Annotated in this window: 15 protein-coding genes; 3 read left to right on the plus strand and 12 right to left on the minus strand. The window is 36.0% G+C overall.

All coding sequences use genetic code 11. From position 1 onward, the window contains the following. Positions 1 to 25: 25 nt before the first annotated feature. From tnpA to NST00_RS11085, 10 genes are all read right to left on the minus strand, one after another. Entirely contained in the window at positions 26 to 511 is a 486-nt protein-coding gene (gene tnpA, locus NST00_RS11040; protein ID WP_168412743.1) for an IS200/IS605 family transposase, read from the minus strand. 215 nt (positions 512 to 726) lie between these two features. Continuing rightward, positions 727 to 1266, minus strand: coding sequence for a SpoIIIAH-like family protein (locus NST00_RS11045; RefSeq protein ID WP_016837742.1), 540 nt, complete (start codon positions 1264 to 1266; stop codon positions 727 to 729). Continuing rightward, on the minus strand, positions 1263 to 1664 hold the full coding sequence (locus NST00_RS11050) for a hypothetical protein (protein WP_016837741.1): 402 nt from the start codon (positions 1662 to 1664) through the stop codon (positions 1263 to 1265). The genes NST00_RS11045 and NST00_RS11050 overlap by 4 nt, the downstream gene beginning before the upstream one ends. A gap of 204 nt (positions 1665 to 1868) precedes the next feature. Next, positions 1869 to 2780: a stage III sporulation protein AE gene (locus tag NST00_RS11055; protein WP_016837739.1), complete on the minus strand. Its 912-nt coding sequence runs from the start codon at positions 2778 to 2780 to the stop codon at positions 1869 to 1871. A 12-nt stretch (positions 2781 to 2792) separates the two neighbouring features. Continuing rightward, a complete protein-coding gene (locus tag NST00_RS11060; protein ID WP_016837738.1) occupies positions 2793 to 3170 on the minus strand; it encodes a hypothetical protein in 378 nt (125 codons plus the stop codon). Between the two features lie 3 nt (positions 3171 to 3173). After that, positions 3174 to 3377 (minus strand): hypothetical protein, encoded by a 204-nt coding sequence (locus NST00_RS11065; RefSeq protein WP_016837737.1) that lies wholly within the window; start codon positions 3375 to 3377, stop codon positions 3174 to 3176. A gap of 110 nt (positions 3378 to 3487) precedes the next feature. Next, positions 3488 to 4048 carry an elongation factor P gene (efp, locus tag NST00_RS11070; RefSeq protein ID WP_016837736.1) on the minus strand — a complete coding sequence of 187 codons (561 nt, stop codon included), beginning with the start codon at positions 4046 to 4048 and terminating at the stop codon, positions 3488 to 3490. A 16-nt stretch (positions 4049 to 4064) separates the two neighbouring features. Beyond that, entirely contained in the window at positions 4065 to 5126 is a 1062-nt protein-coding gene (locus NST00_RS11075; protein WP_016837735.1) for a M24 family metallopeptidase, read from the minus strand. A 14-nt stretch (positions 5127 to 5140) separates the two neighbouring features. Continuing rightward, positions 5141 to 5569 carry a type II 3-dehydroquinate dehydratase gene (gene aroQ / locus NST00_RS11080; protein ID WP_016837734.1) on the minus strand — a complete coding sequence of 143 codons (429 nt, stop codon included), beginning with the start codon at positions 5567 to 5569 and terminating at the stop codon, positions 5141 to 5143. Between the two features lie 38 nt (positions 5570 to 5607). Next, positions 5608 to 6060 carry a hypothetical protein gene (locus tag NST00_RS11085; RefSeq protein ID WP_340709966.1) on the minus strand — a complete coding sequence of 151 codons (453 nt, stop codon included), beginning with the start codon at positions 6058 to 6060 and terminating at the stop codon, positions 5608 to 5610. A gap of 133 nt (positions 6061 to 6193) precedes the next feature. Between NST00_RS11085 and NST00_RS11090 the strand changes: the two genes are divergently transcribed. Further along, entirely contained in the window at positions 6194 to 7126 is a 933-nt protein-coding gene (locus NST00_RS11090; RefSeq protein WP_016837732.1) for a DUF1385 domain-containing protein, read from the plus strand. A gap of 128 nt (positions 7127 to 7254) precedes the next feature. Next, a complete protein-coding gene (locus tag NST00_RS11095) occupies positions 7255 to 8016 on the plus strand; it encodes a TSUP family transporter (RefSeq protein ID WP_016837731.1) in 762 nt (253 codons plus the stop codon). A 116-nt stretch (positions 8017 to 8132) separates the two neighbouring features. Here NST00_RS11095 and NST00_RS11100 read toward each other — a convergent pair whose 3' ends face one another. After that, positions 8133 to 10697 carry a vitamin B12-dependent ribonucleotide reductase gene (locus NST00_RS11100; RefSeq protein ID WP_016837730.1) on the minus strand — a complete coding sequence of 855 codons (2565 nt, stop codon included), beginning with the start codon at positions 10695 to 10697 and terminating at the stop codon, positions 8133 to 8135. Positions 10698 to 10950: 253 nt separating this feature from the next. Further along, positions 10951 to 11730, minus strand: a complete 780-nt coding sequence (locus tag NST00_RS11105) for a lipoate--protein ligase family protein (RefSeq protein ID WP_340710176.1) — start codon at positions 11728 to 11730, stop codon at positions 10951 to 10953. Between the two features lie 157 nt (positions 11731 to 11887). On the opposite strand from NST00_RS11105, the gene NST00_RS11110 reads away from it, so the two are divergent. Further along, positions 11888 to 12274, plus strand: coding sequence for a rhodanese-like domain-containing protein (locus tag NST00_RS11110; protein ID WP_016837728.1), 387 nt, complete (start codon positions 11888 to 11890; stop codon positions 12272 to 12274). Positions 12275 to 12389 lie beyond the last annotated feature (115 nt).

The raw sequence follows: 12389 nt of genomic DNA on the forward strand, positions 1-12389 counted from the left end.
CCAGCTGACCCTTAAAGGGTCTCTTTTATTTTTTCCTAGGTTTTCGCTTTATCTCTTCACCTGTAAATGGATCGATGAATTCTTCCATACTGAGTTGATCTGCAATGATATCATCTTGTATTTGATTTCGAATATATTCTTCAATTACCTTTTTATTTCTACCTACCGTATCCACATAAAATCCTCTACACCAAAATTTTCTGTTTCCATATCGATACTTTAAATGGGCATGTCGATCGAATATCATCAAACTACTTTTTCCTTTTAAATATCCCACGAATGATGAAACACTTAATTTTGGTGGGATACTGACCAACATATGTATGTGGTCTTTGCATGCGGTAGCTTCAATTATTTCTACGCCTTTTCTTTCACATAGTTGTCTTAATATTTGTCCAATATCTTTCTTTATCTTTCCATAAATTATCTGTCTTCTATATTTTGGTGCAAATACAATGTGATACTTACAATTCCACTTGGTATGTGCTAAACTATTTGTGTCAGAAGACATAATAGGTCCCTCCTTGGTACTAAAATTTGGTTGGCGAACCGAAATTTATTTTAGCATCAAGTGGGATCTTTTTTAATACCTCGCTGTAAGCTATACGGAACCCCCTGCCTAGCAGGGGGTTTTCTTTTTTACACAAAAACAGTGCTTTCGTTACGTAAACGAAGCACTGTTCACCTTCTGTTATACAACATCGTTTCTCCAATCAAAATTATATCTCAATAATAATTAGATTGAACACTTACTGTCACATCTTGAATATCATCAATTTGTTGACGGACAACATAGATAATTTCACTCGCTTGAGCTTTCGAAATTTCATCGGATAATACTGTCACTTGTACTTTATCATCTTTTACATGTACTAATGCATCAGAATAGCCAAGGTTTTCAATTAACATTTCAAGCATAGCCTCAGCAGATTCTCTCTTAATTAACTCATTCATTTGATTATATGCTTCATTTTTTTCCTCTGCAGAATATTCACTTGAAGCAATTTTTTGTTCTAATTGCTCTCTTAATTGGCTACGTTCATTGGCAATTTCCATTCTTAAATCTTCAAATAAATGGCTTTCAGATACTGTAGGCGTTGTTAATTTTTCATCTGCATTTGTTAAAGTTGTTTCTTCAAGGGTATCATCCGTAAAAATTGTCATTAAATCCACATTACGATTTGGTTCAAATACATAATACACTGAAATGACAGCAGCTAAACTTAATAATGTTAATAGCCAAACAGTTCTTCTTTTTACTTTCATTGTTCATCTCCTTTACTTTCCATCGGTACAATCATAATTCTGTGGGTAGGCATTTGCATAACTTTACTGATCGTTTCAAGAAGTTGCCTTTGGACTTTTGGATCCTTCGCACCTTCTGAAACAATGAGCAATCCTGATACAGTAGTGGTATTGTTACTTGAACGAAAATAGTTGCTTAAAGTTCCATCCGTATTTGAAGGGTTTTCATCGTAATGAAAATAAACCTTTACTTGTCCAACGCCTTCTATTTCACTTAAAGCTTGTTCAAGTCTACCTTCTGCTGAAACAGTATCATATCGCTCACCGGATGCATCACTCGTTGCTGAAATGTACGCAATGAACGCTAGAACTGCAATAGGTATGATTAATAGATTTAACTTTGTCCATTTCTTTTCCACCTCACGTTCTTAGCGCCCCCCTTCCCTCATGTTTCAAAACATTGTATGAATGAAGTACAAGCTCTATGCTTTATAGTTTGAGAATTTCTAATAAAGTTGTAATGACAATTAATAGTGTTGCTAGTTTGACATAGACCATAATCTCTTTTTCCTCAGCCAGTAATAGCAAGCACTTTCCTATTAGTATGATGGCGATTAATTTGATCAAAAGCTTTTTCCCACCCCGAGCTGCAAAATTACCATGAAGATGAGCCAAATGAAAACGAAAGCGATTCCTAATAGGATTGCTGAAGCGCATAAGACGAGTAATGACTTTCCAATATCATCAAGGAGACCGCTAATCGTTCCACCAGAAAAGGGCTCGACGATTGCAGCTAAAATTTTAAAAGTCATTGCATGAATCAACAGCTTTCCAGCCGGATAAAACGCGGCTATCCAAAATGCAGTCATAGCACTAAATCCCGCTAAAGTAGTGGCAGCAGATTGGTACTTTTGGAAGATTGAAAAACCTTCAACGATTAGTGAACCAACAATTGGAATCGTTTGTTCAATTACTTTTTTCACAGGGCTCGCAATCGCTTTATCTACGGTAAAAAAGGCAACTCCTGCAAAAGATAAAAATGCGACCATCAACAATAACGATGCTGTAATTAATGTCATGACGGTTCCTCGTATTAAATCGGAAGCTTTTGAAAAAGACATTTCTCCAATAAATCTTGTACAAAAATCCAGTAGCAGCGCGATGACGATTCCTGGAATAAGCACTTTTTGACATAACAATATTAAAAATTCAAATATCGCGATAACAATAGGACTCCAAGCTATGAAGGAAAATACCGCATTGAGCACAACGATAATGGACATGAGAATCGGTGTGATCGATAAAAAGAATTCGGCAGCGACATTCACAACTTCACCAATTAAACCGAATGACTCCATTACGGTTTGTCCAAGTGTCAACACGAGGACAATAATAAATAATGTATCTCCCCATTTTTTAAATTGCGGTACAAAAGCTTCTAATATCAGAAATAATATGGTGTATGTGACTACGAGTACAATGGATTTACCTGCAATTTTTAATGGATCGATAAAAATGTTCAATAGTTCATCCATTATGAAAGCCCCTTATTGAAGCTTATCTAGAATTGAAGAAAAACCAGAAAGAACTTTGGCAAACTCACCAACCCAATAAGATAGTAATACGATCCGGACCGAAAACATGACGAATTCTCCCATCGTCTCATGCTCTTGTTCATCAAAAAGCATCTTAAAAAATATACCTAATTGATAAAAAAGAGCAGAATAGACAAGTTGAGGAACATATGGTACTGAATTTACATATGACAGGATTTGTCCAATTAATGGAAGTACAGATTTCGATAATAGAAAATGTAATATTATAAAAAAGAAGATGATGGCAATGAGCGAATGAAGTTTTGGGACCGTTTCTTTAATCAGTATGATAATGAGTAGTAGAATTACGGCATAAATCAAAATCGTCATATGTCAATTCGTCAACCATTGGAAAAATAGCATAATTTCACCGAAAAAAAGCCGTAAAAATCGGATTAGTTCTGCAGCCATGTATAGGTATGCGATAAAGAATATATAGAATGTAAATTCCTTCTTCCCAACTTGGTCAAAGAAAACATGTAACAGTGCAATAATTAGCCCTACTCCTGCCACCCTTAATACATCCTGTAATTCCATTTGACTCCTCCTTGTGAAAGCAATATATGAGCTTGTTCAAATAAATAGACCAAAGAACAATAAAAAAAGCGGACGTGCTTTTGACGTCCACTTAATTTTTATTGAAATTATTAGTTAGCGCGGGAAACATACGATCCATCAGAAGTGTTGATTACTAAAATATCACCTTCATTAACAAAGAATGGTACTTGTACGATAAGACCAGTTTCTAAAGTAGCTGGTTTAGAACCTCCAGAAGCAGTATCACCTTTGATACCTGGTTCAGTTTCAACTACTTTTAATTCCACAGTATTTGGAAGTTCTACCCCAAGCATTTCTCCTTGATATGACATAATGTAAACTTCCATATTTTCTTTTAAGAATTTTAATTCATAATCGATTTGATTTGCATTTAATTCGATTTGTTCATATGATTCTAAATCCATGAAAACATGGGAATCACCTTGTGCATATAAATATTGCATTTTGCGGTTTTCTACCATCGCTTTTTCAACTTTTTCACCTGCGCGGAATGTTTTTTCCGCTACGTTACCATTTCGTAAGTTACGTAATTTGGAACGAACGAACGCTGCTCCCTTACCAGGTTTTACGTGTTGGAAATCAAGTACTCGGTATAATTCTCCATCTACAATAATTGTTAGACCAGTACGAAAATCGTTAACTGAAATCATGAATATTCCTCCATCATTATAGAATAATTAAATCTTTCGTCGAATGAGTCAATCTCTCATTGCCCGTTGCTGTGATAACAATATCGTCTTCTATGCGAACTCCGCCGATACCCGGCAAATAGACACCAGGTTCAACTGTCACGACCATATTAGGCTCTAATGTTTGATTATTACGATAGGAAAGAGCTGGACCTTCATGAATTTCTAAACCAATTCCGTGGCCAGTTGAATGTCCAAAAGCCTCTCCATATCCTTTTTCAGTTAAATAATCTCTCGCAGTTTTGTCCGCTTCAATACCAGTCATGCCTGGTTTAATTTTTTCTAACGCTAATAATTGCGCTTCCAAAACGACATTATACATTTCTACCAATTTTGTATTAGGTTTACCAACCGCAATTGTACGCGTAATGTCGGAAACATACCCATTATAAACGGCACCGAAATCAAGTGTGACAAAGTCTCCTTGCTCAATGATTTTGTTTGTAGCAACACCATGAGGTAAAGCGCTTCGGAGACCACTTGCGACGATGGTATCGAAGGATGAAGACGTTGCACCTTGCTTGCGCATGAAAAATTCGAGCTCATTCGATACTTCTAGCTCTGTAACGCCAGGTTTAATAAAGTTTAAAATGTGCGAAAATGCAGCATCAGCAATTTCACATGCAACCTTTATAATCTTAATCTCTTCATCAGTCTTAATCAAGCGAATTTTTTCAATTAATCCGGATAATGGTACTAGCTCCACATTCAACAGATTTTGAAAAGATTCATATTCTCCATAAGTTACTGTATCTCTTTCAAAACCTAATGTTTTAATTTTACATTCATCAACAAGCTTCTCTACTTCTTTTAGTATGGAACCTTCCTGCTGAATAATGCGAAATTCTTTCACTTGATGATTTGCTTGCTCCGTATAGCGAAAATCGGTAATAAATACCGCATCGTTTTTTGTTACAAGGGCTGCACCGCTCGATCCTGTAAAGCCTGTCATATATCGGCGGTTGTATGGATTTGTAATAAGCAATGCGTCCACATGATGACTTTCCAATTCTTTTCGTAATTTGTCGAGTTTATTCATGGACATTTCCTTCCTTATTTTTGTAAAAACTTTCGTAATGCCAATTCATATCCAAATGTTCCGAGACCACAAATTTGACCAACACATTCTGCCGCAAGTAGGGATTTATGACGAAATTCCTCCCTTTTATGTATGTTAGAGATATGAACTTCAATAACTGGTACGCTAATACTTGCAATGGCATCTCTAAGTGCGACGCTTGTATGCGTGTAAGCTCCCGGATTAAATACAATCCCGTTAACTCCTGTATCCTCCGCTTCATGTATCCAATCAATTAATTGCCCTTCATGATTGGATTGTTTAAATTCCAGTTCCGCACTAAATTCTTTCGCCAAAGCAACGCATCTTTTTTTTACATCTTCCAAAGTTTCAAAACCGTAAATTTCTGGTTCCCTTTTACCCAGTCGATTTAAATTAGGCCCGTTTAACACTAACAACTTCATCGCCGATTCTCCTTTAAAATTAGAGGAAATTACCACTTTTATTTTATCACAGACTCCTTATACGGCAACCTATTTCGTTCCAAATGAGCTTGATAATGGAAAGAAGCTGTTTCAATAATAAATCTGGCCGTTATCACCACCATTACAATAAATGGAATGGACAGTTTTTTAAAAGAAGATAATTCTGCTGGTAAATCGTAAATAATCCATTCTGCAATAATGGCAAAAAGTCCACCTATGACAAGAGAAGTAATAAATGGAGGCACATTTTGTACATATTGCATTATCAAATAAATTATTAAATTAACGACAAAAATCAAAACCGCTAAAAAAAGCCAGTTGATAAACGGATGACTACCTTCAAAAATTTGATATTTTTTGGAAAATCCAATGGGATTCCATTGAATGAATTTGAAAAATGATAACATTTTTAAACTAGCTGTAAGAAAAATCGATGCAAATAAACTAGTAATGAACGCTAAATACAACATGCCAACCACTCCTTTTTTTATATATTTTTACCAATATTGATTTTTCGTATGCGTACGCTAGTACAATTGCTGAAAATTTAGTACAATAAAAAAAGTTGATAGAAAGAAATATTGTTAGAGAGTGGTGTCAGCTGTGGGCAATCAAACACCTATTTATGGAGGACAGGCGCTACTTGAAGGTGTCATGTTCGGAGGAAAAGAACATACCGTTTCCGCAATTCGCCGAAACGATCAATCCATTGAATATTACTATGCGAAAAAACCTAAAAAGCCTTGGATGCAAAAGCTTAAAAAAATTCCTTTCATCCGAGGAAATATAGCCATTATTGAATCCGCTGGAATCGGTTCGAAACATTTACAATTTTCTAGTGATCGTTACGATGTGACGCCCGGCGAAGAGGAAGATGGCCAGGAATTATCAAAGCTAGAAATGATATTCGGCGTTGCAATTGTCGGGATTCTTTCTTTTTTATTTGGTAAATTTGTCTTTACTTTAGTTCCCGTTTTTATTGCCGAATTATTTTCTCCATGGGTTTCCGGTAAATATCCACAAATCTTTTTGGAAACTGGCATTAAACTAATTTTGCTTCTGATTTATTTATATTTCATCTCGTTAACGCCTATCATTCGTCGAGTTTTTCAATACCATGGAGCCGAACATAAGGTCATTAATTGTTACGAAAACGGACTTGAATTAACAGTTGAAAATGTGCAAAAACAATCAAGATTACATTACCGTTGTGGTTCAAGCTTCATTTTATTTACGGTCATTGTCGGGATGTTCATTTACTTATTCTTCCCCGTTGATCCATTATGGTTCCGTGTGCTGATTCGTATCTTATTAATCCCTGTCGTATTAGGCGTTTCCTATGAAGTATTGCAATTTACTAATTCTTTAAGAGATATTCCAGTATTATGCTATTTAGGATATCCAGGATTATGGTTGCAGTTATTAACAACAAAAGAACCGGATGATGACATGGTAGAAGTTTCAATTGCTTCCTTTAAGAAGCTACATGAAATCGAAAACAATCCAGAAATCATCGCCCAATTGAATCACGACTAATCAATGAAAAGACGTCACAGCATATGATTGCTGGAACGTCTTTTTTTATACCAAAAAAACCAAAATATTTACTCTCCCCTACCAATTCGGTAACATTACTTTTATAAAAAAATATAGGGGATAGAGAAATGGAAATTGATGTCATAACCGTAATACTTCTTATATTTTTTGGTTTTTTAGGAGCTTTTTTAAATGCCATTGTAGGTGGAGGAGGTTTAATAACCGTACCAGCACTGATGTTTGTTGGACTCCCACCAGCTAGTGCCATCGCAACGAATAAATTAGCAGCAACGATGGGAAATTTAACAAGCACCTTAACTTTCCTAAAAGCTGGTAAAGTAGATATGAAACTGTTAGGGCCAATTGTTCCTTTCGTTTTTATCTTTTCCATGCTTGGTGCCTGGACCGTTCATTTATTGGATCCAGCAATTTTAAAACCCCTTGTGATTATCATGCTGCTTCTAGTTTTCATTTACACAGTAATAAAAAAAGACTGGGGGCAAATTGAAAAGAAAAAAGAATTGACGTGGAAACGAAAAATCGTTTTCCTTTGTTCTTTACTCGCCATCGGATTTTATGATGGTTTTTTTGGTCCAGGAACAGGTTCTTTTATCATTTTTGTATTTTTAATGATGGGTTTTGATTTTTTACAAGCATCAGGAAATGCAAAATTATTAAACTTTACTAGTAATCTTGCAGCATTAGTGATGTTTTTCATACTCGGGGAAGTATTGTTCATCTATGGAATAATCATGGGGATTTCCATGATATGTGGTGCCTATGTAGGAACAAAGTTTGCATTAAAACAAGGAACAACTGTTGTTCGTATTCTATTTATCGTCACGACATTAATTTTACTAGCGAAAAATAGCTATGATTATTTTTTCTAATGATCGTTTGCTGATTTTCGCAAATTAGAAAATATTTAAGCCTGACCATTATTGGTCAGGCTTTTTCTTTATTTTTTATTGTTCACACACTTTTTACAGTATGACTTTGTCATAAATTATAAACCACATTTTAGTTGGGCACCACATACGGTACATGTGTTACATCCACCAATTTCTTCTACTGTTCCTTGGCGGCAAACTGGGCATGTATCTCCTACTTCGGAACCGATATTCACGTTTGTTTGTTGAAGCGGAGCAATTGTTTCTACCAATACGACTGGCTTTTCAACAGGCTCATCCTGCAATTCTTCAAATGTTAACTGCTCTTCTTGCGTCATTTCCGCTTTTAATGTTAACACTTGCGAATCACGACTACCGTCAACGTAAACCGTTCCACCTTTTGCTCCACCTCTATATAAACGTTCATAAACTTTTTCTACTTGTTCCACCGTGTATCCTTTCGGTGCATTTACCGTTTTAGAGATAGATGAATCTACCCAACGTTGAATAATACATTGAACATCTGCGTGAGCTTCTGGCGTCAAATCCATCGCTGTTACAAACCAGTGAGGTAAGTGATGTTCACTTACTTCAGGATGCTTTTCTAAGTATTCTTGAACAATTTCTGCTTTTACTTCGATGAATTTTCCTAGGCGACCAGAACGATAATATGTGAAAGAGAAATAAGGTTCTAAACCAGTTGCAACTCCCACCATAGTACCTGTTGAACCAGTTGGAGCAACAGTTAACAGATGGGAATTTCGGATACCATATTCAAGTACCCCTTGACGAATATGTTCTGGCATGCGTTTCATGTAACCAGTATTAATGAATGCTTCACGTAAGCGTTTCGTTTCCTCTTCTGTTTCACCTACTAAGAATGGGAAGCTGCCACGTTCTTTTGCTAGTTCAATGGACGTTTCGTAAGCAGTTGTCGCAATCGTTTCGAAAACTTGATCGACAAGCTTGTTTCCTTCTTCTGAACCATATTCTTTTTCGCAGTAAATTAGTAGATCAGCTAAGCCCATTACTCCAAGACCGATACGTCGCTCACCTAGAGCTTGTCTACGGTTTTCTTCAAGGAAATACGGAGTTGCATCAATGACATTATCTTGCATGCGAACGCCAACGCGAACTGTTTCTTTTAATGCCTCAAAGTCCACTGTTTTTTCATCTTTCAATGCAAATTGAGCTAAATTCACTGCTGCTAAGTTACATACTGAATACGGTGCAAGCGGTTGCTCACCACAAGGGTTTGTCGCAACAACTTTTTGGCCATAAGCGCGGGCATTTGTCATTTCATTCGCATTATCAATGAAGAAAATACCTGGTTCTGCAGCATAAGTTGCACATATATTAATTAATTTCCAAAGTTCTCGTGCTTTAATTTTGCGATAAGTGCGCACTCCGTAACCGAGAGCTTCCCACTCGCGCACGTCACCAATTTTGTGCCATTTCTCATTGTAAATTGCCATTTCTTCCGGCGTATAGTTTTCTACATCTGGGAATCGAAGTGGGTATTCTTCGTCTTTTTCAACCGCTTCCATAAATTCATTTGTAATAGTAACAGAGATATTGGCACCTGTTAAAAAGTCTGGATTATGCACAGTGTACGTTCCGCCATCGCGAAGCTTTGTTTCCGCCTCTTTAATAATTGCTTCGCTAAATCCTCCTAAACCAGGGATGTTTTTATAGTTTAGGATTCCTTGATACATCGCTTCTTCAAGCGGCGTTAATGGTTTGAATTTTAATTTTTCTTTCGCATGGCGAACGATTGATTCATCTTCCATATTTTCAATTAAATAGCGCAAAATGCGAGGATTTTGCATTTTGGAAATGATAAATTCAACAATATCTGGATGCCAATCAGCGAGCATGATCATTTGTGCTCCCCGACGCGAACCACCTTGTTCGACAAGATGTGTAAGTTTCGCAATATCATCAAGCCATGATACAGAACCGCTTGATTTCCCATTTACTCCTCTTGCAAGCGTATTGCGAGGTCTTAGTGTTGAACCATTTGTACCAACACCGCCTCCGCGGCTCATAATTTCCATTACCTTTTTGCGATGTTCACTAATACCTTCTCGGCTATCCGGAACGAAAGGCATTACATAGCAGTTGAAGTATGTGACTTGCGTTCCTGAACCTGCACCGTATAGAACTCGTCCAGCCGGCACGAACTTTAAAGAAGCTAATTGCTCGTAAAATTTTTGGAACCATTCATTGCGTTTTTCTTCTGTTTGTTCAACAGACGATAAGCCTGTTGCATTTCGTTTCGCAATTTGTTCATAAAAAATTTCTAGAGGCTTTTCAATAACATCTAGAGAACGAACGATGATACCTGTTTCTTGTTCTTTTGGATCATCTAGTACATTTCTGTATTCTTCTTCAATTAATACTTCTGCTTTATTAGCATTCCAATCAATTGATTGGATATAACCTAATCCTCGAGCTGGAAACTTTGGATCTTCTTTAATTGTTAATACAACAAAATCTCCAGGTTTTAATGTTTTCTTTTCCGTATCCTTGAATGAGTATCGGTCAATCATGACTAATCTCGATACACCTTTATGCGTTACATGCATATCTGGAGTAATTGAATGAACTTGTGGAAATTGTTCAATATCTTTGTTTAGTTGATCAATGAGGATGGTCGTATAAGAATCTACCATTACCATCTGCCAGCCTCCCTTAGCACATATATAATTTATCTATCATTTCCCATATATAAACAATAAAACACAATATATTGTATGTCTAGTAAAATGAACATACAATATATTGTTTCGTTCTGCTACTTAGAAAAGATTACCTCATAACTAGAATCGATTCAAGGGGTTGACAAATAATAATTTCTATGAATCTTAGAAATTTCTAAGTTTGGAGCTGAATATTAAATTTTAGTCACAATTTTTGAACTATAATTTTTAATTACTTTCTGAAATTCCATTCATCATTTGCATATTTTTCTTCTTCTAATTTTCTCACATATTCCTTTTGTTCTTCTGTTAATTCATATGGAACAAGTTCAATTTGTAAAGCTTCTTCAAATCCTTTTTTGAATGCATGAATGCATTCCTCAATAGTGATGCGTCGTGTTGTTAAACGGTTAATTGCAACTGCTCTTTCCGGCAATTGTTTTCGCATCCGCTCTTTTGCCTCTTCGGAAGGGAATTTGAACAGAGACAACAGCTTGTCCTCATCGAGATCCAATAAAATCGCACCGTGCTGTAAAACGACACCCTTTTGTCTAGTTTGCGCACTTCCAGCAACTTTCTTTCCTTCTACAACGAGTTCATACCAGCTTGGAGCATCAAAACAAACTGCACTTTTTGGTTTTTTCAATGCTTCTTGTTTTTCCTCCGTATCAGGGATGCTGAAATATGCATCTAATCCTAAATTGTGGAACCCTTTTAACAAGCCTTCGCTTAAAAAACGATAAGCTTCTGTAACCGTTTCAGGCATATTTGGGTATTGTTCTGTAACGATGATGCTATATGTCAATTCGCTGTCATGAAGAACTGCTCTTCCACCAGTAGGTCTCCGAACAAAGCCAATATTTTGCGCTTTTAAAGCATCAAAATCAATGTCTCGATGTGCTCTTTGGAAATATCCAATAGAAAGGGTTGGCGGATTCCACTCGTAAAATCGAATGACTGGTGGAATTTCGCCTCTACTATGAAAATCGAGTAATGCCTCGTCTAATGCCATATTATAAGAAGGACTGCATGGTCCTGAATTAATGAAATACCATTTCGTTTTCAACTTGTTTTCCTCCTCACAACTTTTTTATTGTATCAAACTGAATGGACGAATGCCAATTTCTTATTTATAATGTTCTATGTAAATAGAAAGGAGAATTTTAGAAGTGGCGACAGTATTATATACGATTGCAACAATCCTAGGACTTATCATTATCTATGTTTTAGTAAGTTCATTCCGTTTAAAAAAATCTGTTACTAATTTGACGCAAGAAGAATTTATTAAAGGATATCGAAAAGCTCAATTAATCGATGTTCGAGAAACAAAAGAATTTGATTCTGGTCACATTTTAGGTGCACGTAATATTCCTTTTTCTCAATTGCGTCAACGTTACAAAGAAATTCGTCCAGATCTTCCTGTATATTTATATTGTCAAAATATGACAAGAAGTTCTAGGGCAGCTCTTTTCTTAAAGAAAAAAGGTTACAATCAATTGTATCAACTTCAAGGCGGTTTCAAAACTTGGACTGGTAAAATTAAAACAAAAAATTAGTTTACCTGTTGAAATTCCTATATTTAAAGAAATGACATGATTACGCCAACAATATTTATGATATTTTACTCATGTCATATATCATCTTTTAAATAGCTTGTTTAAAAGTAGTAAA

It is taken from the genome of Ureibacillus sp. FSL K6-0165, assembly GCF_038004285.1.
In the GTDB taxonomy this organism is placed as follows: Bacteria; Bacillota; Bacilli; order Bacillales_A; family Planococcaceae; genus Ureibacillus; species Ureibacillus thermosphaericus.